At 68.8% G+C, this 22,420-nt stretch carries 20 protein-coding genes, 1 tRNA gene and 1 pseudogene; 6 read left to right on the top strand and 16 right to left on the bottom strand.

Annotated elements, in window-relative coordinates; all coding sequences use genetic code 11:
* Positions 1–26: 26 nt before the first annotated feature.
* Complete coding sequence (locus IT779_RS28305; protein ID WP_232542194.1) at positions 27–1,253, bottom strand: branched-chain amino acid ABC transporter substrate-binding protein; 1,227 nt, start codon at positions 1,251–1,253, stop codon at positions 27–29.
* Positions 1,254–1,478: 225 nt separating this feature from the next.
* A complete protein-coding gene (locus IT779_RS28300) occupies positions 1,479–2,099 on the bottom strand; it encodes an ANTAR domain-containing response regulator (RefSeq protein ID WP_196152494.1) in 621 nt (206 codons plus the stop codon).
* Between the two features lie 320 nt (positions 2,100–2,419).
* Between IT779_RS28300 and IT779_RS28295 the strand changes: the two genes are divergently transcribed.
* From IT779_RS28295 to IT779_RS28285, 3 genes are all read left to right on the top strand, one after another.
* A tRNA-Leu gene (locus IT779_RS28295) sits at positions 2,420–2,506 on the top strand.
* A gap of 1,471 nt (positions 2,507–3,977) precedes the next feature.
* Positions 3,978–4,598: an arsenate reductase/protein-tyrosine-phosphatase family protein gene (locus tag IT779_RS28290; RefSeq protein ID WP_196152493.1), complete on the top strand. Its 621-nt coding sequence runs from the start codon at positions 3,978–3,980 to the stop codon at positions 4,596–4,598.
* A 174-nt stretch (positions 4,599–4,772) separates the two neighbouring features.
* Positions 4,773–5,144, top strand: a complete 372-nt coding sequence (locus IT779_RS28285; RefSeq protein ID WP_332839011.1) for a hypothetical protein — start codon at positions 4,773–4,775, stop codon at positions 5,142–5,144.
* Between the two features lie 66 nt (positions 5,145–5,210).
* Here the strand turns inward: IT779_RS28285 and IT779_RS28280 are convergent, their stop codons facing one another.
* The 9 genes and pseudogenes from IT779_RS28280 to IT779_RS28240 all read right to left on the bottom strand — a co-directional run.
* Positions 5,211–6,113 (bottom strand): acyl-CoA thioesterase, encoded by a 903-nt coding sequence (locus tag IT779_RS28280; RefSeq protein ID WP_196152491.1) that lies wholly within the window; start codon positions 6,111–6,113, stop codon positions 5,211–5,213.
* Positions 6,114–7,532, bottom strand: a complete 1,419-nt coding sequence (gene pyk, locus IT779_RS28275) for a pyruvate kinase (RefSeq protein WP_196152490.1) — start codon at positions 7,530–7,532, stop codon at positions 6,114–6,116.
* 159 nt (positions 7,533–7,691) lie between these two features.
* Positions 7,692–8,201: a TM2 domain-containing protein gene (locus IT779_RS38580; protein ID WP_196152489.1), complete on the bottom strand. Its 510-nt coding sequence runs from the start codon at positions 8,199–8,201 to the stop codon at positions 7,692–7,694.
* 261 nt (positions 8,202–8,462) lie between these two features.
* The gene (gene lgt / locus IT779_RS28265; protein ID WP_332839010.1) at positions 8,463–10,091 is read right to left on the bottom strand and encodes a prolipoprotein diacylglyceryl transferase; all 1,629 of its coding nucleotides are present in this window, start codon (positions 10,089–10,091) and stop codon (positions 8,463–8,465) included.
* 381 nt (positions 10,092–10,472) lie between these two features.
* On the bottom strand, positions 10,473–11,273 hold the full coding sequence (gene trpA, locus IT779_RS28260; RefSeq protein ID WP_196152488.1) for a tryptophan synthase subunit alpha: 801 nt from the start codon (positions 11,271–11,273) through the stop codon (positions 10,473–10,475).
* Complete coding sequence (gene trpB, locus IT779_RS28255) at positions 11,270–12,535, bottom strand: tryptophan synthase subunit beta (protein ID WP_196152487.1); 1,266 nt, start codon at positions 12,533–12,535, stop codon at positions 11,270–11,272. Before trpB ends, trpA begins: the two co-directional genes overlap by 4 nt.
* Positions 12,535–13,353 carry an indole-3-glycerol phosphate synthase TrpC gene (trpC, locus tag IT779_RS28250; protein ID WP_196152486.1) on the bottom strand — a complete coding sequence of 273 codons (819 nt, stop codon included), beginning with the start codon at positions 13,351–13,353 and terminating at the stop codon, positions 12,535–12,537. Before trpC ends, trpB begins: the two co-directional genes overlap by 1 nt.
* A 207-nt stretch (positions 13,354–13,560) precedes the next feature.
* Positions 13,561–14,352, bottom strand: coding sequence for a TIGR02234 family membrane protein (locus IT779_RS28245; protein WP_196152485.1), 792 nt, complete (start codon positions 14,350–14,352; stop codon positions 13,561–13,563).
* A gap of 146 nt (positions 14,353–14,498) precedes the next feature.
* Positions 14,499–16,028: pseudogene (locus IT779_RS28240) on the bottom strand (anthranilate synthase component I); the annotation flags it as partial.
* Between the two features lie 308 nt (positions 16,029–16,336).
* On the opposite strand from IT779_RS28240, the gene IT779_RS28235 reads away from it, so the two are divergent.
* Positions 16,337–16,765: a MarR family winged helix-turn-helix transcriptional regulator gene (locus tag IT779_RS28235; protein WP_196152626.1), complete on the top strand. Its 429-nt coding sequence runs from the start codon at positions 16,337–16,339 to the stop codon at positions 16,763–16,765.
* 8 nt (positions 16,766–16,773) lie between these two features.
* On the opposite strand, the gene hisI is transcribed toward IT779_RS28235, so the two are convergent.
* The 4 genes from hisI to hisH all read right to left on the bottom strand — a co-directional run bounded on the left by hisI (position 16,774) and on the right by hisH (position 19,555).
* Entirely contained in the window at positions 16,774–17,121 is a 348-nt protein-coding gene (hisI, locus tag IT779_RS28230; protein WP_196152484.1) for a phosphoribosyl-AMP cyclohydrolase, read from the bottom strand.
* Complete coding sequence (gene hisF, locus IT779_RS28225; RefSeq protein WP_196152483.1) at positions 17,118–17,891, bottom strand: imidazole glycerol phosphate synthase subunit HisF; 774 nt, start codon at positions 17,889–17,891, stop codon at positions 17,118–17,120. The genes hisI and hisF overlap by 4 nt, the downstream gene beginning before the upstream one ends.
* A 229-nt stretch (positions 17,892–18,120) precedes the next feature.
* The gene (gene priA / locus IT779_RS28220; protein WP_196152482.1) at positions 18,121–18,852 is read right to left on the bottom strand and encodes a bifunctional 1-(5-phosphoribosyl)-5-((5-phosphoribosylamino)methylideneamino)imidazole-4-carboxamide isomerase/phosphoribosylanthranilate isomerase PriA; all 732 of its coding nucleotides are present in this window, start codon (positions 18,850–18,852) and stop codon (positions 18,121–18,123) included.
* Between the two features lie 67 nt (positions 18,853–18,919).
* Positions 18,920–19,555 (bottom strand): imidazole glycerol phosphate synthase subunit HisH, encoded by a 636-nt coding sequence (hisH, locus tag IT779_RS28215; RefSeq protein WP_196152481.1) that lies wholly within the window; start codon positions 19,553–19,555, stop codon positions 18,920–18,922.
* 256 nt (positions 19,556–19,811) lie between these two features.
* Here hisH and IT779_RS28210 point away from each other — a divergent pair, with 256 nt between their 5' ends.
* On the top strand, positions 19,812–20,393 hold the full coding sequence (locus IT779_RS28210; protein WP_196152480.1) for a TerD family protein: 582 nt from the start codon (positions 19,812–19,814) through the stop codon (positions 20,391–20,393).
* A gap of 71 nt (positions 20,394–20,464) precedes the next feature.
* Here the strand turns inward: IT779_RS28210 and IT779_RS28205 are convergent, their stop codons facing one another.
* Positions 20,465–22,003 (bottom strand): serine/threonine-protein kinase, encoded by a 1,539-nt coding sequence (locus tag IT779_RS28205; protein WP_332839009.1) that lies wholly within the window; start codon positions 22,001–22,003, stop codon positions 20,465–20,467.
* On the opposite strand from IT779_RS28205, the gene IT779_RS38135 reads away from it, so the two are divergent.
* On the top strand, positions 21,944–22,273 hold the full coding sequence (locus IT779_RS38135) for a hypothetical protein (protein WP_232542218.1): 330 nt from the start codon (positions 21,944–21,946) through the stop codon (positions 22,271–22,273). The two genes, IT779_RS28205 and IT779_RS38135, sit on opposite strands and share 60 nt — an antisense overlap.
* The last annotated feature ends 147 nt before the right edge of the window (positions 22,274–22,420 follow it).

Below are 22,420 nucleotides of genomic sequence, written 5' to 3'. Positions count from 1 at the left end.
ACACGCCGCCAACGCTCGTCGGTGAACTACTTGACCTGGTACATCCAGATCTGGATGTTCGCCAGTTCCCCGTTTTCGTTCCACTTGTACTGACGCGCGACACCCGCGCCGTCGTAGGTGCGAACGTACTCGGCGATGTCGGCGCGAGTCACCTTACCCGCAGCGATGGCCTTCAACACGATGGTGGTGAGGTCGTAGCCCTCCACCGAGTACACGCCCGGCGCTTGGCCGTTGAACGCCTTGTACTCCTCGGTGAACTTCGCGGGCGCCGGGCTGCACGGGCACGACAGGTACGCGTCCTTCGCCGAGTTGCCCGCCTGCCGGACGAATTCCGGATCGTTGCTGCCGTCGGCGGAAGCGAAGGTCGCGGTGACGCCGCCGGTGCGCAACTGCTGGACGAACGGCGCGGACTCGGCGTAGTAGCCCGAGTAGAAGATCGCGTCCGGCTTGGCCGCGGCCAACGCCGACACCGCGGCCGAGAAGTCCTTGTCGCCTTCCTTGACCGTCACGCCGCAGCCCGCGTCGACCGCCGAACCCGCCGCCGCGGTGAACGCGTCGGCGAGGCCCTTGCCGTAGTCGGTGTTGTCGACCACGACGCAGATCTTCTTGTAGCCCAGCTTGCCGGTCAGATAGCTCGCGACCGCGGGACCCTGCGAATTGTCGTTGCCGAGACCGCGGAAGAAGGTCTTCCAGCCGTTCTGGGTCAGCGTCGGATTGGTCGCCGACGCGGTGAGGAACGGCAGACCGGCCTGATTGAGCTGACCGCCGGTGGCCTTCGTCTCACCCGAGAACGTCGGACCGATCAACGCCACGATATTCGGGTCGGCGATGATCGCGGGCACCACGCTCGACGCGTTCTGCGCCTTGCCCTCGGTGTCGAACTCCTTGACCTTCACCTGGCAGCCCGGATTGGCCTTGTTGTGCTGGTCGAGAGCCAGCTTCACGCCCATCACGACATTGATGCCGAGTGCGGCGTTGCCGCCGGTGAGCGGGCCCGCCATACCCAAGGTCAGCGGTGCGCAGGTGGCCTTGCCGTCACCGGCCGGATCCGCCGCGCCCGACGAATCGCCCGCCGCGACCTCCTTGCCCTCGGTGTCGAGCTGCACCACCGGCTGGATGGACAGGCTCGCGCCGCCCGCACCGCCGCCGCTGTCGGTCGACTTATCACTGCACCCCGACAACACCAGCGCGGCGGCGGCGCCGATCACCACCACGCCACGCGTCGAACGACTGCGCCATGTCGAACCAATCAACGTCTCACCTCTACGTCCCGTGCTCCCTCGGCTCGTCCGAGGAGGCCGACCACGCCGACCCGGACAGAACATAGCGTCGGCACGTTGGATTCGCATCACATTCGCGTACAGCAAACGGTGCGGTATCCCATTCTGTTTCACGATTGTGTTTCCGACCGGTAAATTCGCCCGCCGCGCGCCGCGAATCCCGCTCCACGAGGCAGAATCAGCCCGGATGCGCCGAAGTCACTTCGGCGTCAGATTCTCCAGCACCACTTCGGCAACCGCCTTCATCGTCGTCCGGCGATCCATCGCCGTCCGCTGTATCCATTTGAAGGCCTGTGGCTCCGATAGGCCCTGCGTCTGCATCAACACACCCTTGGCGCGCTCGACCAACTTGCGCGTCTCCAACCGGTCCGAAAGGTTCGCGACCTCGTTCTCCAACGCCGTGATCTCGTGGAAACGGCTCGCCGCCAACTCGATCGCGGGCACCAGATCCGACTTGGTGAACGGCTTCACCAGATACGCCATCGCACCCGCGTCGCGAGCACGCTCCACCAGGTCACGCTGACTGAACGCGGTCAGGATCACCACCGGCGCAACCCGTTTCGACGCGATCTCGGCCGCCGCGTCGATACCGTCGCGGCGCGGCATCTTCACATCCATGATCACCAGATCCGGGCGGTGCTCCACCGCGAGATCCACCGCCTGCTGACCGTCGCCCGCCTCGCCGACGACCTGATACCCCTCCTCGGTCAGCATCTCCACCAGATCCATCCGAATGAGAGCCTCGTCCTCCGCGACGACGACCCGCTTCGCCGCGGCCTCACGCTTGGCGGCCCCCGAAGGGGTGACTGCCGCGCTCATGCCGACACCCCGCCGACACCCGGCTCGGGCATGCGGCCGGCGGGCCGGCACACGATTCGCTCGCTGCGCTCACTCATACGTAGACCCCTCTATTCCGATGCCTGTCCCCGAAACGCGGAAAAGGAGCAACGGCACGGACCGGGCCCCTCGAGACCCACCCCTCGCCCTCGCCCCCACCCAGAACGCATTCGAGTGATGTAGAGAGTACCTTTCAGGTCCACCACCAACGCATATACCCTGCGCAAAGACACGAACGTCACCATCAACCCCCGACGGTTCGCTTCCGAGGCCACCCACCCGCTATAGTTCACCACCGGTGCGCCGAGTTGGCGGAACTGGCAGACGCGACGGTCTCAAAAACCGTTGTCCGAAAGGACGTGTGGGTTCGAGTCCCACACTCGGCACCAGCTCTGGGCCAGTCATGCCCACAAAATGCGTGGGCCTTTTTCGCTGGTCAGTCTTCTGGGGGCGAAGCCCCCAGGCCCCACCCGGCGGGGCTTCGCCCCCCGGACCCCCCTTCCGGTGGTTGCGTCGCGCTCCGGTGGTTGCGTCGCGCTCCGGTGGTTGCGTCGCGCTCCGGTGGTTGCGTCACGTTCCGGTGGTTGCGTCACGCTCCGGTGGTTGCGTCACGCTCCGGTGGTTGCGTCACGCTCCGGTGGTTGCGTCACGCTCCGGTGGTTGCGTCACGCTCCGGTGGTTGCGTCACGCTCCGGTGGTTGCGTCGCACTCCGGTAGTTGCGTCACGCTCCGGTAGTTGCGTCGTGTCTGGATGTCGCGTTTGGCTTTGTCGCCTTCGGTATCCGCCCAGTGGTCGCGTGGTGCCCGAGATGTCGCGTTTTGGCTTTGTTGCCCCGACTTCTTCCAGAGGTTTGGTGTCGTCTGGAGGGTTGCGTTTCGGGCTTTGTCGCCCCCGACTTCTTCCGGGCTCGTGGGGTGCGCCTGCCTGAGCTATGCGTGCTTCGCTACGGACGTCCCGGACGGTGAGTATGTTCGGGGGCTTGCGATCGTGTGGGCGGGCGTTTTCAGGCTTCGGGCGGGCAGTGGCTCTACAGAGTTCTACCTCGAAATAGCGGAGGTAGCTTTTTCGAACAGGGAGTCGGGGTCCGAAGTCACATTTTGGCTATTCGAGTGGGCCGGGAAACCGATACGTGCCGAATTCTTTGCGGAGATCGTCGTGTCGAGGTGGGTTCTCTTTACGCTGACCGGCCACGACAGCCTGGGCAATACGGGTCGCGGTGCGGTGGACACTCGCGCAGGCCTTCGGCCAGCAGCTCGCTGACCGCGGGAATCACGCTGGTCGTCGTGAGTTCGACCGGTCCGCCCGGGGGAGGCGGTCGCCGCGGCAGTTGCTCATCGTCGCCGAAGAGCTGATGCACCACCGAATTCGGCGCGTCGACGGCACCGCGGATCTGGCGCGGCAAACCGGTTCGCGGGCGGCCCGCGAATCGAATCGCAGAACGTACGCGCGGTGTCGGGGCTCACGAATCGGCGAGTTCGTCGATCTCCGAAGGCGTCGACCCGAGTTCGAGTGCGCCGCAGTGATTTCCGGGCGTGGTCCGCGCCGAGGACCGGACGCGGCGACGAGACGGAAGTCGAGCCGATGGTCGACGAATCCACTTATTACCGAAGCAAATCGATGTGAGCGGTGCCACGATATGGACTCGCGCCGGGTGTGTGGATTGAACTCGGCAACTCGTGGGTAGGTATTGATACGGGTGGTTGCGGGGCGGGTGATGATGACCGTGGGCGGGCGGTAACGCTAATAGCGGGGTGCGGTATGTGTACGGCTGCTGACCAGCGAATGAAATGATCGGTGCGCACCTGTGATTCGCGTTCGGCCGACTTCTGGACCGATAACGGGGCGATTACGGTAGGCGCATGCACGTCCTGTTCGTCTGTAACGGCAATGTCTGCCGTTCGGTGATCGCCGAGCGACTCACGCGCGCCGTCGCCGCCGAACACGGTCTCCCGGGGTTGACGGCCGAGAGCGCGGGAACGCGCGCGCTGGTCGGCTTTCCGGTGGAACCGCTGGCCGCCAAGGCCATCACCGGCCTCGGCGGCGATCCGGAAGGGTTCCGCGCCCGCAAACTCAAACCGGAGATGATCGACCGCGCCGACTTGGTGCTCGCCATGACCGAGCAGATCCGGGATCAGGCCGCGGCCATGGCCTTCGGTGCGTGGCCGCGCACCTTCGCCCTGCTCGAGGCGCGGCGCATCGCCAAGGTCACCGGCGCGCGCACCATCGCCGAACTGCACCGGGCGCGCAACGACCTCTCTCTGGTCGGCCGGGAGAACATCGCCGACCCGATCGGGCTGTCGGAGGCCGCTTTCTGCGAGGTCGGCGATCGGATCGCCGAAGCGCTGGTGCCGTTGCTGCTCGCGCTGGCGCCGTTGGCGCCGGTTCGGCCGATCCAGGACGAACGCCGCGGGCTCGTGGTGCAGCCGGGAGCGGCGCCCGCGCCGATGGCCTCCTTCCTGGCCGCCCAGCGGATCAGGTGAATCGGGCGGAACCACTGAATTGGGACGCGCACGACATTTCGCCCCCGGCTGTGTCGCCGGACCACATCGAGGGTCTACACTCCCCGCGGACAGACTTCCGCCGTTTGCTGGTCCGACACACGACAGGAATCAGACATGCCGAAACGCATTTCGGATTGCTCGCTCCATGTGTATGTGACACCGGAAACCCTCGACCACATCGTGGAGACCGTGCGCGGCGTCGTCGATGACCACCTCCAGGACCGCGAGGTCTTCGCGTGGCGTTTCACCCTGCCCGTCGACCCCGACGACCCCGCCCACATCCTGCTCGAAACCCAGTGGCGCGTCGACCATCCCGGACAGGAACCGGGCGCGAGACGCACCTACGAGATCGCCCTCAGCCTGGTCGGCGCGCCGCGTGATCTCACCGCGCCGGGACTGGCCGCGCTGGAACGCCGCCTCATGATGGAAACGGCGGGCGGCGCGACGGACCTGGAGATACCGCGCACCATCCGGGTGCGGCGGCGTGACAGCTTCGACTTCGAGACCGAGCGGGAAAGCCTGTAACCGAACCCGATACGCACGGGCCCCGCCGCCGGATCCGACAGCGGGGCCGTCGCGACCCCAGCAGCCTCAGCGGCGCGGCGGGAAGTGCCGGATCATGCCTTCCTGCACCGTGGTGGCCAGCAATTCGCCGTTGCGCGAGTAGAACCGGCCGGTCGCCAGACCGCGCGAATTCGCCGCCACCGGTGATTCGGTGGCGTAGAGCGCCCAATCGTCGAAGCGGAACGGGCGGTGGAACCAGATGGAATGGTTCACCGTCGCCGCGACGATGCGATCGTGCCCCCACGACAGGCCGTGCGTGGTGATGATCGAATCCAGGATCGTGGTGTCCGACGAATAGCCAAGGGTCGCCACGTGGATCAGCGGATCGTCGGGCAGCACGCCGTCGGCCTTCATCCAGACCCGATTGTGGTTGAGCTGTTCGCCGGTGCCCTTCATGATCCAGGCCGGATCGTTCGTGTACCGCATATCGATCGGATGCGGCGCCTTCACGAACATCGCCAACTTGTCCTCGAAACCCGCGAAATGCTCCTCGACGCGAGGCAGCAACTCGGGATCGGGCACCTCGGGCTTGTCGTGCGCGTGCTCGAGGCCCTTACCCCACTCCTGGAAGGCCGCGAGCATCACGAAAAGCTCCTGGCCGTCCTGGTAGGCGGTGACCGTTCGATTCGCCAGGGAGCGGCCGTCGCGGTGCCGATCGACACGGTATTCGATCGGCTGCTTCACATCGCCGCCGCGCACGAAATGCGCGTTGACGACGTGCAGCGGCCGGTCGCCCGCGGTACGACCGGCCGCGATGATCGCTTGCGCGACGAGTTGGCCGCCGAAGGTACGGCTCCATACCTTCTCCGGATGCTGTCCGACGAAGACGTCCTCATCCATCTGCTCCAGATCGAGCAGGCCGAGCAGGACGTCGAGATCGGAACCCGGAGTCGGGTCGAAATCGACGGAGCCACCTAGGGCAGCAGACATTTAATGGTCCTCCTCGCCGATGCGGTGCACGTGGATCAGGTTGGTGGAACCGACAGTACCCGGCGGCGAGCCCGCAACGATCACCACCAGATCGCCCTTCGCGTATCGCCCCATCGACAGCAGCGCCACATCGACCTGGTGGATCATCGCGTCGGTGCTCTCCACCATCGGCACGATGAAGGTCTCCGTGCCCCAGGTCAGCGCCAACTGGCTGCGCACCTCGGGCAACGGGGTGAAGGCGAGCAGCGGCAGCGGCGTGTGCAGGCGGGCCAGCCGCCGCACCGTGTCACCGGACTGGGTGAAGGCAACGAGCGCCTTCGCGTTGAGCCGCTCGCCGATGTCGCGCGCCGCGTAGGAGATCACGCCACGCTTGGTGCGCGGCACGTGGGTCAGCGGTGGCACGCTGGTGGATTCGGTCTCCACCGCGTGCACGATGCGCGCCATGGTGCGCACCGTCTCGATCGGGTACGCGCCGACCGAGGTCTCGCCGGACAGCATCACCGCGTCCGCGCCGTCGAGGACCGCGTTGGCCACATCCGAGGCCTCCGCGCGGGTCGGTCGCGAATTCTCGATCATCGACTCGAGCATCTGGGTGGCCACGATGACCGGCTTGGCGTTCTCCCGCGCCATCTGGATGGCGCGCTTCTGCACGATCGGCACCTGCTCCAGCGGCAATTCGACGCCGAGGTCGCCGCGCGCGACCATGACGGCGTCGAAGGCAAGCACGACGGCCTCCAGATTGTCGATGGCCTCGGGCTTCTCCAACTTGCCGATCACCGGCACCCGGCGCCCGACCCGATCCATCACGTCGTGCACGAGTTCGACATCCGAAGGCGAACGCACGAACGACAGCGCGATGAAATCGACGCCCAGCTTCAGGGCGAATTCCAGATCCTCGATGTCCTTCTCCGACAGCGCGGGCACCGAGACGTCCATGCCCGGCAGCGAGACACCCTTGTTGTTGGAGACCGGGCCGCCCTCGGTGACCCGGCAGATCACATCGTTGCCCTCGACGCCGGTGACGCTCAGACCGACCTTGCCGTCGTCGACGAGCAGCCGGTCGCCCGGCTTGGCATCCTTGGCCAATTCCTTGTACGTGGTGGAGACGCGGTCGTGGGTTCCGTCGACGTCGTCGACGGTGATGCGGACCTCTTCGCCGGTCGCCCAGACGGTGCGGCCCTCGATGAACCGGCCGAGCCGGATCTTGGGGCCCTGTAGGTCGGCTAGGATGCCGACCGCCCTACCGAGGTGGTCGGAAGCCTGACGCACCTTCTTGTAGTTCTCGGCATGGTCGGCGTGCTCGCCGTGGCTGAAGTTCAGCCGGGCCACGTCCATGCCGCTCTCGACGAGTTCGCGGATACGGTCCTCGGTGGCAGTGGCCGGGCCGAGTGTGCACACAATCTTCGTCCGTCGCATCACGGGTAAAGCCTAATCCCGTTGGGGTAGCGGGCCCCCCGCAGGCCTCGGTGAAACCTGGGTGAAGAAAATGCACATGCGTCGCAGGCCGGGCCGTGAGGTCGGAACGCGACAGGGCGCCCCGCCGATGCGGAGCGCCCTGTCCGGTTCTTCTCGTGCAGCTCAGTCCCGCAGCGGGCGACCCGTGGCGTCGGGAACCTTGCCGGTCAGCATCATGATGCCGTCGATCAGCGGCCAGATGCCACCGATACCGCAGGTCAGCCACACCACGGCGATCTGGGCGATGCCGAGGCCGGTGTAGCCGAGGTAGAAGCGACCGACGCCGAAGGCGCCGAGGAAGATCTGCAGCAGACCCGCCGTCAGCTTCTGCTTGTCCGAGAACGGCGCGCCGTACATGTCACGGCCGTACGGCGCGTCGGGATCGCCGGGGTTGTAGCCGGTCGGCTGCGGCGCACCGTACTGCGCAGGCGGGTAGCCACCCGGCTGCTGGCCGTACTGCTGCTGGCCGTACGGATCGGACGGCTGGCCGTAGGGCTGCTGCTGGGCGTACGGGTCGGAAGTCTGGCCGTACGGCTGGCCCGGCGCGGCGCCCGGCTTGTTCAGATCGGGACCCGTACCGGGCGGGCCGTACTGGGGTCCGCCGCCGGGGTTCTGCTGGTAGGGGTCGGTCACGAAATGTCCTCCTCATTTGTGCGGGCTCCCCCGCCTCGTGGCGTGTCGCCTGCGGTTGCCGCGATGGTCGAATTCGGCCGGCCGCCGGTGACATCGCCAGACTCTACTGTCTCGCGCTGCCCGACGCCGACCTCGGTCGATACCGTATCCGGCGAACGCCGAATCGATCTTCCCAATCGTTATCGCGCACCGCCGCGCGGGCGTTGCCGATCGGCGGCCGAGGATTTCGCCCGACAACGATTCCGAATCGGGAGTCGCGCGTCAGGACTTATCGGCGCGGGCCCCGGAATCGGCCGACGAGCTGGGCTTTTCGATTTCGGCACGCGGCTCGTCCGACTCGGGTCCGGACTTTGCGGACGCTGCGGACACCTCAGCGGTGTCGGTTTCGGTCGATTTCTCGGCGGCGGCCGCGTCGCCCTTCGGCGCGGGGTCCGTCGATTCCGAATCGGTCGCCCGCACCGCGGCGGAGTCCTTCGGCTCGCCATCGGTCGCTTTCGATTCCGCGGCGTTCGATTCGGGAGTGGTCGAATCGAACGTGGTCGAATCGCCGGTTTTCGGGTCGGTTGCCTCGGTGTCCTTCGCGCCGCCGGATTTCGACGGCGAGGCGGCGGCGTCCGGTTCGGCGGAATTCTCCGATTTCGCGGTCGCCGTGCTCGGGTCCGAATCGCCCTCGTCTCCCGCAATGCTCGGATCGGACTTCTCGGCGCCGGCTTCCGCGGACTCGGACTTCTCGCCCTCCCCCGACTTCTCGGCCGTCTCGGACTTCTCGGCTGTGTCGGTCGTGTCGGACTTCTCGGCCACTTCCGACTTTTCACCCGCCTCGACCTTCTCACCCGCCTCCGACTTTTCGCCTGTCTCCGACTTTTCGCTCGTCTCGGACTTCTCGGAATCGTCGGTGTCGGTGGATTCGTCGGCATCCGACTTCGCCGCGACCGCGACCGCCCCGGCTTCCGCCGCCGCGCGCAATCGGCCGAACTGCCACGGCCACGGGCGCCGCACGGCGCCGGGCTGCAATGTCTCCGGAGCCTCGCGGCCCTTGGTGGCGAAGATGACGTAGGCGACGGCGATCAGGAACACCACGGCCGAGGTGAACGAGTTGATTCGGATACCCGCTATCTTGGTCGCCTCGTCGTCGCGCAGCAGTTCGACCACGAAACGGCCGAGGCAGTACCCGGCGACGTAGAGCGCGAACAGGCGGCCGTGCCCGATGCGGAAGCGGCGGTCGATCTGCACCAGCAGCACCACGACGAGCAGATTCCACACCAGCTCGTACAGGAAGGTCGGCTGCACGACCTTCTCCACGACGCCGGTGGAGACGCCGTTCATCATGTCGAGTTTGCCGTCGTCGTCGAACCGCAGGTAGATCTCGAGCCCCCACGGCAGTTCGGTCTCGCGCCCGTACAGCTCCTGGTTGAAGTAGTTGCCGAGACGACCGATGGCCTGCGCCAACAGGATCGGCGGCGCGATGGCGTCGCCGAAGGCGGGCAGCGGGACCTTGTAGATGCGGCAGCCGATCCACGCGCCGACGCCGCCGAGGAATACCGCGCCCCAGATGCCGAGTCCGCCCTGATAGATCTTCAGCGCGTCGATCGCGTGCCCGTCGGCGCCGAAATACTTCTGCCAGTCGGTGGCGACGTGATACAGCCTGCCGCCGACGAGTCCGAACGGCACCGCGAACATGGCGACGTCGAGTACGGTGCCCTGCCGCCCGCCCCGATCCTGCCAGCGCCGCTCACCCCACCAGATGGCGACGACGATGCCGATGATGATGCACAGCGCATAGGCCCGCAACGGGAACGGCCCGAGCTGCCACACCCCCTGCGAAGGACTGGGAATGTAGGCGAGCACATCGCCGGCCACCGCACTGTCTGCCAGGACTCGTAAAGTCACGGTCGCCACGGTAGCGGAGTCCGCGCGGGCGCACGCGCCGCCCTCCCGCCGCGCGGGCGCAGCCACGATCCGAGCGGCGGGCCGAAAGCACCGTCCGACCGGAACCGGATCAGCAGTGCACGGGACCGATTCGAGGTGCGATCCGGACGCACCCTGGGATCAGGCGACGTGCGCGTACCCAGGTCGACGACACACCGACAGCCGCATAGACGGTCGCTCGGTCAGATCGCCGCGGCGCACCCGCGGGTCGCGAGTACCGGCGATGTCACCGTTGGGGTCGGTCGGCGGCTTGCGCCAGGCGTGACCGACCGGGAGCCGCAGCAGCAGCGCACGGCCCGACCCGGAGTCGGGATAGCCGCGCACTGCCGGTCCGACGCCGGATCAGGAGCGCACGGCTGCGGAGCGCACGCCTGCGGCGAGTTCCTCGGTGAGCGCGCGCACCGCGTCGAGTCCTTCGGCGGCGGCGCTCACCAGTGCCGACCCGACGATGACTCCGTCGGCGTAGGAGGCGATCTCGGCGGCCTGAGCGCCGGAGCGCACGCCGAGTCCGACGCCGATCGGGATGTCGGAGTGGGCGCGGACCCGTGCGCAGAGCGCGGGAGCGGCCGAGGAGACCACGTCGCGCGCGCCGGTGACGCCCATGGTCGAGGCCGCGTAGATGAATCCGCGCGAGGACGCCAAAGTCTTCACCAGGCGCTCCTCGGTGGAGGACGGCGCGACGAGGAAGATGCGATCCAGATCGTGTGCGGCGGAGGCGACGAACCAGTCGTCGGCTTCCTCCGGGATGAGGTTCGGGGTGATGATCCCGGCGCCGCCCGCCGCCGCCAGATCGCGGGCGAAACGGTCGATTCCGTAGCGCAGCACGGGATTCCAGTAGCTCATGACCACGGCTTGGCCGCCCGCGCCGGTGATCGCCTCGACCACCGAGAACACGTCGCGCACCCGTACCCCGCCGCGCAGCGCCTGTTCGGCGGCGGCCTGGATGGTCGGGCCGTCCATCACCGGATCGGAGTAGGCGACGCCGACTTCCACGATGTCACAACCGGATTCGACCATGGTGCGGCACACCTCGATCGAGCCCGCCAGATCCGGGTAGCCCGCGGGCAGGTAGCCGATGAGCGCGGCGCGGTCCTCGGCGCGCGCGGCGGCGAAGGTGGCGCCGAGACGGGACTGCTGACTCATGGCGCGGACTCCTCGGACTCGTCGTCGAACAGCCCGAACCAGCGGGCTGCGGTGTCCATGTCCTTGTCGCCGCGACCGGACAGGTTGACCAGGATGATCGCGCCGGGACCGAGTTCGCGCCCCAGTTTCAGCGCGCCCGCGACGGCGTGCGCGGATTCGATGGCCGGGATGATGCCCTCGGTGCGGCTCAGCAGCAGCAGCGCGTCCATCGCCTCGGTGTCGGTGATCGGCCGGTATTCGGCGCGGCCGATGTCCTTGAGGAAGGCGTGCTCGGGGCCGACGCCGGGATAGTCCAGACCGGCCGAGATCGAGTGCGATTCGATGGTCTGGCCGTCCTCGTCCTGCAGCAGGTACGAGTACGCGCCCTGGAAGGCGCCGGGCGTGCCGCCGGTGAAGGTGGCGGCGTGTCTGCCGGTGTCGACGCCGTCGCCCGCCGCCTCGTACCCGATCAGGCGCACGTCGGCGTCGTCGAGGAAGGGGTGGAAGATGCCGATGGCGTTGGAGCCGCCGCCGACGCAGGCTGCCACCGCGTCGGGGAGCCGACCGGTGAGCGCGCGCACCTGGGCGCGCGCCTCGAGGCCGACGATCCGCTGGAAGTCGCGCACCATCATCGGGAACGGATGCGGTCCCGCGGCGGTGCCGAAGCAGTAGTAGGTGTCCTCGGCGTTGGTGACCCAGTCACGCAGCGCCTCATTGATCGCGTCCTTGAGGGTCTGCGAGCCGGTGGTCACCGAGATCACCTCGGAGCCGAGCAGCCGCATCCGCGCCACGTTGAGGGCTTGGCGGGCGGTGTCGACCGCGCCCATGTAGATCACGCAGTCGAGGCCGAGCAGCGCGCAGGCGGTCGCGGTGGCTACGCCGTGCTGGCCCGCGCCGGTCTCGGCGATGACGCGCGTCTTACCCATGCGCTTGGCGAGCAGCGCCTGGCCGAGCACATTGTTGATCTTGTGCGACCCGGTGTGGTTGAGGTCCTCGCGCTTGAGCAGCACCCGCGCGCCGCCCGCGTGCTCGGACAGCCTCGTGCATTCGAACACCGGCGACGGGCGCCCGGTGTAATCGCGTTGCAGCCGGTCCAATTCGTCGAGGAAGGCCGGGTCGAGGCGGCATTTGTCGTACTCGGCGGTGACCTCCTCGATCACCGCCATCAGCGCCTCCGGCACATGCCTGCCGCCGTAGACGCCCCAGTGGCCGCCCGCGTCGGGTTCGTGCGCGCTGCGCTCGTGTACGCCGCGGCTGGCCTTTGGCAGCGCGTCCGCCGTCATCACCGGCCCCGGCGGGCTGGCTTCGGGCAGGACGGGTGGGTGCCCGCTGTGACCAGCTGCAGCACCGCCGCGCGCGGATCGCCGCTCGTCACCAGGCCCTCGCCGACCAGGACGGCATCCGCGCCCGCACCCGCGTAGGCGAGCAGGTCGGCGGTGCCGCGCACACCGGATTCGGCGATGCGGATGACCTCGGTAGGCAGTCCGGGCGCGATGCGGGCGAACACGTCGCGGTCGACCTCGAGCGTCTTGAGATTGCGCGCGTTCACGCCGATGACCGACGCGCCCGCTTCCAGCGCCCGATCGGCCTCCTCCTCGGTGTGCACCTCGACCAGGGCCGTCATGCCGAGCGATTCGGTGCGGTCGATCAGCCCGGAGAGCACGTCCTGTTCCAGCGCGGCCACGATCAGCAGGATGACGTCGGCGCCGTGCGCGCGCGCCTCGTGGATCTGATATGGGCCGATGACGAAATCCTTGCGCAGGATCGGGATGTGCACCGAAGCGCGCACCGCGTCGAGGTCGTCGAGCGAGCCGCCGAAACGACGTCCCTCGGTGAGCACGCTGATGATCCGCGCGCCGCCGTCCTCGTAAGCCTTGGCGAGGCTGGCCGGATCGGGAATGTCGGCGAGGGCGCCCTTGGACGGACTCGCCCGCTTGACCTCGGCGATGACGCCGATGCCGTCTTCGAGGAGTGCGGCACGCGCGTCGAGGGGTGCGGGTGCACGGGTCGCGGCGGCCTTGATGGACTGGAAGTCCAGGACGGCTTCCCGAGCGGCCACATCCGCGCGGACCCCGTCGAGAATCGAGTCGAGTACCGTCATCTGGCTCGAATCCTTTCTGGGGAGACGGACTTGCTGCCTGAGAATCCCCCCAGGCGCTGTCTCACCGATGCTGACAAAGAATAAATGGCGTGCTGTTTTCCGATCGCGCCGGGGTTGCGCTGACGCGACATTCGTGTGTCGATCGCACACGATACGTTCGCGGCGCGGCGCGGCGTCGCAGCCCGAAACAGCTGGCGAGCCACCGCGTCACGACGCATTTCGGCCGCGGCGCGAGGTTTCGGAGGCCCGCTCGTCGGGCGCGGCGGGCGCGGTGTCCTCGGTCGGGTCGGCGCCCGCGTCGAGTGCGTCCCAGAGCACACGCTCGCTCAGACCGTCGCCGGTCTCGGCGTCGCTCTTGCGGCGGCTCACCTGTTCGGTGGCGGCCGCGCGGCGGAAGGCCGGATTCTCGTATTTCCCGGACAGCCGGGCGGTCTGCTCGGGCATGCGGGCCAGCGCGACGGCCGCGACGAAGACCGCCGCCGCCGCGAACAAGGTCAACCACGCGGGGAAGGGCGCGGCGACGACCTCGGTGACGGTGGCGCGTCCCGGCAGCTCCGCCAGCGTTGCGGCACGTTCCTCGGTGGCTCCGGAGCCGGTCACCAGCGCGAAAGCGGGCACGGCGGTGACGGCGGCGACCAATCCGATGAGAACGCCGATCAGCCGCCGCAGCCAACCTCGGGTCGCCAGCACCGCCGCGACCGCCGCCACGAGCACCAGGGCCAGCGGGGTGAGCGCGCCGAACCAGACGCCGCCCGCGAGTTCGTCGGTCCTCGGCTGGGTGAGGCCGTCGGTGGAGGTGACCGTCACCCAGGTCAGCCGCGACGCGCCCCACATGGCCGCGGCGGCCAGGCCGAGCAGCACGATCGCGCCCACCGGATACCGGCGGTTGCGTGGTTCGGCCGCCGATGCGGTGTCGGACTCGCTCGCGGGCGCGAACTCGCGTTCGGACGCGGATGTCGGCTCGGGCACAGGGGTCCGCTCGGGCTCGGACGCGGTCATCGCGCGCCGTCCGCGCTCCCACGCCCGTCATCGACAACGCTCCCGTGCCCGTCCCCGAGCACGTTGTCGACGGTGTCACCGCGCCCGTCACGCACGGCGCCGCGCTGTCCGGTCCCGGCGACCACGCGCCCCTGGTCTCCCGTGGCGCCCGCGCCGTAGGCCCGGACCGTGCGCGCGGCGGCGACGGCCTTGAGGACCGCCATCGCCTTGTTCCTGGATTCCACGTCCTCGTAGTCGGGATCGGAGTCGGCGACCACGCCCGCGCCCGCCTGGACGTAGGCGATGCCGTCCTTGAGCAGGGCGGTGCGGATGGCGATGGCGGTGTCGGCGTCGCCCGCGAAGTCGAGGTAGCCGACGACGCCGCCGTAGACGCCGCGGCGGGTCGGTTCCAGTTCCTCGATCAGTTCCATGGCGCGGACCTTGGGCGCGCCGGACAGGGTGCCCGCCGGGAAGCAGGCGCGCACGGCGTCGAGGGCGATGCGCCCGGCGGCCAGCCTGCCCGACACCGTGGACACCAGGTGCATGACGTGGCTGTAGCGCTCGATGTGGCGGTATTCGGTGACCCGCACGGTGCCCGGTTCGCACACCCGGCCGAGATCGTTGCGGCCGAGGTCGACCAGCATCAGATGTTCGGCGTTCTCCTTCTCGTCGGCCAGCAGGCCCTTCTCCAGCAGCAGGTCGTCCTCCTCGGTGGCGCCGCGCCACCTCGTGCCCGCGATGGGATGGGTGGTCGCGATCCCGTCCTTCACGGTGACCAGGGATTCCGGGCTGGAACCGACGATGGAGAAGGCGGTGTCGCCCGCGCCGTCGGGGATGTGCATGAGGTACATGTACGGGCTGGGGTTCGACGCGCGCAGCATCCGGTACAGGTCGACCGGCGACCCGTCGTAGTCCATTTCGAAGCGCTGCGACAGCACGACCTGGAACGCCTCGCCCGCTTCGATCTCCTTGATGAGCCGCCGCACGCCCGCGCCGAACTCCTCGGTGGTCCGCCCGCGCCGGTAGTCGGGTTCGGGCCGGTCGAAGACCGACACCGTGGACGGCGCGGGCGCGGCCAGCGCCTCGGTCATGCGGTCGAGCCGGGCGACGGCGTCGTCGTATGCCTCGTCGACGCGTTCGTCGGTGCCGTTCCAGTTGACCGCGTTGGCGATCAGTGTGATCGCGCCTTCGTGGTGGTCGAAGGCGGCGAGGTCGGTGGCCAGCAGCAGCACCATCTCGGGCAGGCGCAGGTCGTCGGCGGCCAGTTCGGGCAGGCGCTCGATGCGGCGCACCGCGTCGTAGCCGAGGTAGCCGACCATGCCGCCGGTGAGCGGCGGCAGTCCCGGCAGGCGTTCGGTGCGCAGCAGTTCCAGGGTTTCGCGTAGCGCGACCAGCGGGTCGCCGCCCGACGGCGCGTCGGCGGGGATGGCGCCAAGCCAGGTGGCGGCGCCGTCGACGACGGTCAGGGCCGATGGGCTGCCCGCGCCGATGAACGACCATCGCGACCAGGAGCGGCCGTTCTCGGCGGATTCGAACAGGAAGGTGCCCGCCCGGTCGGCGCCGAGTTTGCGATACGCCGAGAGCGGGGTCTCCGAATCCGCCAGCACCTTGCGCGTCACCGGGACCACCCGGTGCTCGCGAGCCAGTGCGTGGAATTGTTCGCGGGTCGTTGTGCTGTGGGTCGACGCGCCAGACATGGGACCCATCATCCCAGCCTTCGCTCGCGGGGGCGTCGGCGGTCTCGCCCGCCGCGCGGTGGGCCGAGCGGCCACCTCGGCGCGGCCGGCGGATGGGCCGCTACCAGCACATTCGGCGGTCGTTAACACGCTTGTGAATGAACTCACGAGATACGGCAACTCCATGACGGTCGAGCGAAGTCGTGGCAAACTCGACTTCGCGGGTGACCGTGAATGAAACCCCCGTCACTCGGCTCGAAAGAAGGCATGTAGTGACGAAGTGGCTCGATCCCGTCGAACACCGGGCGTGGCGCTCGATAGTGGCACTGATGACGCGCCTGCCGAGTGCGTTGGATACCAGGTTGCAGCGGGAATCCGGTGTCACCCATTTCGAGTACTGGGTGTTGACCCTGCTCTCGGAGGAGCCGGGCCATCGATTACAGATGAGTGACCTCGCCCACAAAGCAAATGCTTCGCTATCGCGGCTGTCGCACGTGGTGTCCAAACTCGAACGCCTCGGACTCGCGCAGCGGGTCACCACGCAGGGCAAACGCGGCGTCCAAGCGGTGCTCACCGACGACGGATATCTCAAGGTCGTCGAAGCCGCCCCCGGATACCTGGACGCGATGCGCCGATTCATCTTCGACGGCCTCGACGCCGATCAGAAGGTCAGCCTGGCCGATCTGACCGAGATCCTCGCCACCCGACTGACCGATACCCTCACCCGGGACGGCGCCACCGACCCGCCGCAGACCTGACCGCCGGATCAGGCAGGTTCGCCGAGCAGCAGGTCGGTGTCGAAACAGGTGTGGGTTCCCGTGTGACACGCCGCGCCGCGCTGATCCACCACGAGCAACACCGTGTCGCCGTCGCAGTCGAGCCGCACCTCGTGCACGTACTGGGTATGCCCCGAGGTCTCGCCCTTGACCCAGTACTCCCCGCGCGAACGCGAGAAATAGGTGGCCTTGCGGGTCGTGAGGGTGCGGGCCAACGCCTCGTCGTCCATCCACGCGACCATCAGCACGTCACCGGTGCCGCGCTCCTGCGCGACCGCGGCCACCAGACCGGCCTCGTTGCGCTTGAGGCGCGCGGCGATGGCGGGATCGAGGCTCATCGGACCACGACCTTCTCCGACCGCAGCGACTCCTTGACCTCGCCGATGGTCAGGTCGCCGAAGTGGAAGACGCTGGCCGCGAGCACCGCGTCGGCGCCCGCGTGCACGGCGGGCGCGAAGTGGTCGAGCGCACCCGCGCCGCCGCTGGCGATCACCGGCACCGTGACCGCGGCGCGCACCGCGCGGATCATCGGCAGGTCGAAGCCGGTCTTGGTGCCGTCGGCGTCCATGGAGTTCAACAGGATCTCCCCGACGCCGAGTTCAGCGCCGCGCACCGCCCATTCGACGGCGTCGATGCCGGTGCCGCGCTTGCCGCCGTGCGTGGTGACCTCCCAGCCCGAGTCGGTGTCGGGCTGCCCGTCCGGCACGGTGCGCGCGTCCACCGAGAGCACGATGCACTGCGAACCGAACCGCACGCTCATCTCGCGCAGCACCTCGGGGCGCGCGATGGCCGCCGTGTTCACCGAAACCTTGTCCGCGCCCGCGCGCAGCAACCGGTCGACGTCCTCGACGGTGCGCACCCCGCCGCCGACGGTGAGCGGGATGAAGATCTGCTCGGCGGTCCTGGTGACCACGTCGATCATGGTGCCCCGGTCGCCGGTGGAGGCCGTGACGTCGAGGAAGGTCAGTTCGTCGGCGCCCTGGGCGTCGTAGAGCGCGGCCAGTTCGACGGGATCGCCCGCGTCGCGCAGGTTCTCGAAATTGACGCCCTTGACCACCCGACCCGCGTCCACGTCGAGGCACGGAATCACGCGCACCGCCAGTGTCATCGGCAACTCACCCCTTCGTTTTTCGGCCGCAAGCGCGGTTCACGCCATGCCGACCATGCAGATCATGTCCAACAATTCCCAGTGCCCGTCCGGTGCGGTGGAGTGCCCCGACCCAGAACCTGAATGCCGGTCCGCGCCCGACAGATTCATCACCGCCCGAGCGCGAACCCGGTGGCGGCGCCGAACTCACCACGGCGAGCAACGCTCGGGGGTCCGACGCACGGGCCGGTCAGCGGACCGCGGCCAGCGCCTCGGGCAGGGTGAACCTGCCCGCGTAGAGCGCCTTGCCGACGATCGAGCCCTCGACGCCCTCGTCGACCAGTCCGGCGATGGCGATCAGGTCGTCCACGGTGGAAACCCCGCCGGAGGCGATCACCGGCGCGTCGGTGGCGGCGCAGACCTCGCGCAGCAGTTCCAGATTCGGGCCCTGCAGGGTGCCGTCCTTGGTCACGTCGGTCACCACGTAGCGGGCGCAGCCGTCGCGTTCCAGGCGCTCGAGCACCTCCCACAGGTCGCCGCCGTCGCTGACCCAGCCGCGTCCGCGCAGCCGGTATTCACCGTCGACGAGTCGCACGTCGAGCCCGACGGCGATGCGGTCGCCGTGTTCGGCGATGGCCTTGGCGCACCACACCGGATCCTCCAGCGCCGCGGTGCCGAGGTTGACGCGCGCGCAGCCGGTGGCCAGCGCGGCGCGCAGGGATTCGTCGTCGCGGATGCCGCCGGACAGTTCGACCGCGACATCGAGTTCGCCGACCACCTCGGCCAGCAGCTCCCGGTTCGACCCGCGCCCGAAAGCGGCGTCCAGATCGACCAGATGCACCCATTCGGCCCCGGCCCGCTGCCAGGTCAACGCCGCCTCACGGGGCGAACCGTAACTGGTTTCGCTGCCCGCCTCTCCCTGTACGAGGCGCACGGCCTCACCATTGGCGACATCGACGGCGGGCAGCAGCACAAGACTCACGCACGGAATCCTAGTGGTTGGGCTCCCGCGATCCCGCCTCGGGCCTGCGCCGATACCCGCCGCGCGATCACAGCGAGGCGATCCAGTTGCGCAGCAGGTGCGCGCCCGCGTCGCCGGATTTCTCCGGGTGGAACTGGGTGGCCGACAGCGCGCCGTTCTCCACCGCGGCCAGGAACGGCACGCCGTGTTCGGCCCAGGTGAGCCGGGGGTTCGCGAAGTGTTCGCCGGGAGGCAGATCCCAGGTCTGCGCGGCGTAGGAGTGCACGAAGTAGAAGCGAGTGTCGCGGTCCATGCCCGCGAACAGGGTGCTGTCGGTGGGGGCGGAGACGGTGTTCCAGCCCATGTGCGGCAGCACCGGCGCGGAAAGCCGCTCCACGGTGCCCGGCCATTCGGCGCAGCCGTCGGTCTCAACGCCGAACTCGACGCCGCGTTCGAACAGGATCTGCATGCCGACGCAGATGCCGAGCACCGGCCGCCCGCCCGCCAGCCGCTGGCCGATGATGCGTTCGCCGCGCACCGCGCGCAGCCCGGCCATGCACGCCTCGAAGGCGCCGACGCCGGGCACGACGAGTCCGTCGGCGGCCAGCGCGACGCGGGGATCCGCCGTGACCTCGACCGCGGCGCCCGCGCGGACCAGCGCGCGTTCGGCCGAATGCAGGTTGCCGGAACCGTAGTCGAGCAGTGCGACGGACGTGGTGCTCACGGACTCCCCTTCTTCGATGGCGCGCGGAGCCGGTAATCGTGCCGGTCGCGCGACATCCAGCCTAAACGGTCGCCGCCACCGGATTTCCCGCGCCGCGTCCGCCCGCCGCCCGCCCGGCCCGCTCGGCCCGATCCGACGCCGTCGAAACCGATGCGCGCACCGCGTCCTCGCGGCGCAGAAATTCCGCGAATCATGCCTCTGAACTGGGAAAATACTGTCCCCCACGGCAATTCGGCGGCGCCGGTAGTCTGTTGCCATGATCACGCTCAAAAGAGAAGACGGCGCCGCGGATCTCGCGGGCATCAGCAAGATGAGTGTCGGGGTGAGCTGGGATCCGTCGGCTGGCACCAGTGGCGGAGCGCTCGGGTGGGCGCGCAAGAAGAAGGGGGTCGACCTGGATCTGATCGCCATCCTCATGCAGGGCGCCGAACCGGTGCGCTTCGCGGGCCTCGACTCACTCGATCCGCTCGGCAACAGCTCGGTGCTGCACTCCGGCGACGAGCAGACCGGCGCGGCCTCCGGCGACGACGAGACCGTCACGGTCACCTTCGCCGACGTGCCAGGCGGCATCGACGCGATCATCTTCGTCGCCGCCGCGTTCAAGAAGGGCAGTTCCTTCGACAAGGCCAACAACATCTCGTTCAAGGTCTACGACGCCACCGGCGGCTCGTCCCAGCAGGTCGCCGACATCTGGCCGTCGTTGCTCGGCAACGAGAACGCCAACGCGGTCGCGCGGGCCTTTCGCAACGGCAACGCCTGGCAGCTCGAGGTGCTCAACCGCAAGGGCAAGATCAAGCAGGGCGACAAGCAGGCGCTGCTACGTTTCGCGATGGCCTGAGCACGCCGCGCCGCACGGTCGACACCGGCTACCTCGCCGTCGGTCCGGTGTCGATCCCCGTGTGGCAGTTCTCAGGTGGCGTTCGGGCGGGTGTCGCTGTCGATCAGCAGCCGACCGCCGCTGTTCACCACGTGCAGCACCAGCGAAGTGGTCGAGCCGTCAACGGTGAGCTGCGACAAGCGCATATCCACCGAGCCGTCGGGGAAGGCGCCGCGGTTGGTGCCGTTGATCCCGGCGAAGGTGTCGATGGTGCGCGAACCCCAGTACTGGCGGAACGCCTGCTCGCCGCCGTAGACCTGCTGCGCCGCCGGGGTCAGCAGCGACCATGAACCGCTCGGGCTGCTGTAGAAGTCGACGATCAGCTCGCCCGCCGGACCCCATTCGACCGAACCGCTGCTCGGCGTCTTGCCCAACTGCGCGGCCTGCGTTGTGGTCGGCGCGCCGGTGGTCGTTGTCGCCGAGGGCGGAGTCGCCTGCGGCGCGGGCGGTTCCGGATCCGACTGGCTCAGCGCGCCGATCAGCAGCGCCACCAAGACCACGGCTGTGCCGACCACGCCGCCGATGAGCACGGCGCTGCGCTTCCCCGAGGACTTGCCCGAGGCTGCGGGCTTGGGGCGCGGCTGGGCCTGGGTGCGCGGGTGCGCGGCGGTATTCGGGTGCGCGGACATCGAATCCGCGTGACCGTTGCGGTTCGGCGGCGCGGGCGGGCGGCCGTTGCGCTGGCCGTTCGCGTGCGGGGCGGGCGAACGCAGCGCGCGAGTGGCTGCGTCGGGCGGCGCGGCCGGTCCCGCGGACGCACCGACCTGACGCCGCGCGTACGCCTCGCTGGCGGGCACGAAACCCGCTGGCACCGGCGCGGCGCCCGAATCGGCGAGCGCCGAGAGGTGCTCGCGCGACTCGCGCATGGTCGGGCGTTCCTCGGGGTTCGGACTCAGCAGCCGCAGCAGGAAGTCGGTGGCCGCGCCCGCGTTGCGCGGTTCGCTGACCTGCCCGTTGGCCGCCGCGTAGAGCACCGCGAGCGGGTTGGGGCTGGCGCCGTAGGGCGGTTCGCCCTCCAGCGCGTGGAACAGGGTGGCGCCGAGGGCGAACACGTCGGCGGCGGGCGTCGGATCGGCGCCGCGCGCTACCTCGGGCGCGAGGTAGGCGGCGGTGCCGCAGATCAGGCCGGTCTCGGTGAGGGTCACGTCGCCGGTGGCGCGGGAGATGCCGAAGTCGGTGATCTTGACGGTGCCGTTGTCGTCGAGCAGCACGTTGCCCGGTTTGACGTCGCGGTGCACGATGCCCGCCTGGTGCGCGGCGATCAGCGCGGAGGCGACCTGTTCGCCGATGCGCGAGACCTGGGTGAGCGGCAGGGTGCCCTGGGCCGAGAGCACCGCGGCCAGGCTCTTGGACTTCATGAACTCCATCACCAGACACGGGTCGCCGTCGTGTTCGGTGATGTCGAAGACGACGATGGCGTTCGGGTGCTGGAACCGCGCCGCGTTGCGGGCCTCGCGGATCGCGCGCTGGCGCACGACGTCGCGCTCGGCCTCGGGCAGGCTCGGCTGGATATGGATCTGCTTGACCGCCACCGAGCGTTGCAGACGTTCATCGACGGCACGCCAAACCACGCCTGTGCCGCCGCTACCAATCCGCTCGACCAGGCGGTAATGCTCCGCGATCAACTGACCGGTATCGATGGCGCCTACTCCGAACCTTCTCGAAATCGTGACATCCCGCATATTGACCGCTTACGCGGCCCGCCGACGAGTGTAGCGGGCGCGAAGCCCAACCCACGCGTCAGCTCGAAGATTTTCGGTCAGGGCGGGCGCGTCCTCACGACACGGGTGACCGACCTGTGTCTTCGCACCATCGTGACACGACCGACACCATCCCCGTGACCGTTTCGTCACCTTCCCGGACACCGACATCTCGGTCACCGCCGCGCGGACCGTCTCGACGCCGCGACCGGGCCGCGCGTCGCGAACACGCGGGTCGGGTGCGAGCGTGTGCGAGCGGTCACGGTGGCGATCGGCGCCTCCCGGCGA

The sequence above is a fragment of the Nocardia bovistercoris genome (assembly GCF_015674855.1).
In the GTDB taxonomy this organism is placed as follows: Bacteria; Actinomycetota; Actinomycetes; order Mycobacteriales; family Mycobacteriaceae; genus Nocardia; species Nocardia bovistercoris.
Note: the sequence above shows the minus strand (reverse complement) of the source record. Positions and strands in the feature narration are given on the sequence as shown.

What these genes read in the sequence shown, in the direction of transcription:
- IT779_RS28300 (WP_196152494.1), bottom strand. Translation starts at nt 2,099, where the DNA reads ATGAGCGCGGCAGTCACCCCTTCGGGGGCCGCCAAGCGTGAGGCCGCG.
- IT779_RS28290 (WP_196152493.1), top strand. Translation starts at nt 3,978, where the DNA reads ATGCACGTCCTGTTCGTCTGTAACGGCAATGTCTGCCGTTCGGTGATC.
- IT779_RS28280 (WP_196152491.1), bottom strand. Translation starts at nt 6,113, where the DNA reads ATGTCTGCTGCCCTAGGTGGCTCCGTCGATTTCGACCCGACTCCGGGT.
- trpA (WP_196152488.1), bottom strand. Translation starts at nt 11,273, where the DNA reads ATGAGTCAGCAGTCCCGTCTCGGCGCCACCTTCGCCGCCGCGCGCGCC.
- trpB (WP_196152487.1), bottom strand. Translation starts at nt 12,535, where the DNA reads ATGACGGCGGACGCGCTGCCAAAGGCCAGCCGCGGCGTACACGAGCGC.
- trpC (WP_196152486.1), bottom strand. Translation starts at nt 13,353, where the DNA reads ATGACGGTACTCGACTCGATTCTCGACGGGGTCCGCGCGGATGTGGCC.
- IT779_RS28245 (WP_196152485.1), bottom strand. Translation starts at nt 14,352, where the DNA reads ATGACCGCGTCCGAGCCCGAGCGGACCCCTGTGCCCGAGCCGACATCC.
- IT779_RS28235 (WP_196152626.1), top strand. Translation starts at nt 16,337, where the DNA reads ATGACGCGCCTGCCGAGTGCGTTGGATACCAGGTTGCAGCGGGAATCC.
- hisI (WP_196152484.1), bottom strand. Translation starts at nt 17,121, where the DNA reads ATGAGCCTCGATCCCGCCATCGCCGCGCGCCTCAAGCGCAACGAGGCC.
- hisF (WP_196152483.1), bottom strand. Translation starts at nt 17,891, where the DNA reads ATGACACTGGCGGTGCGCGTGATTCCGTGCCTCGACGTGGACGCGGGT.
- IT779_RS28210 (WP_196152480.1), top strand. Translation starts at nt 19,812, where the DNA reads ATGATCACGCTCAAAAGAGAAGACGGCGCCGCGGATCTCGCGGGCATC.
- IT779_RS38135 (WP_232542218.1), top strand. Translation starts at nt 21,944, where the DNA reads ATGGATCTGCTTGACCGCCACCGAGCGTTGCAGACGTTCATCGACGGC.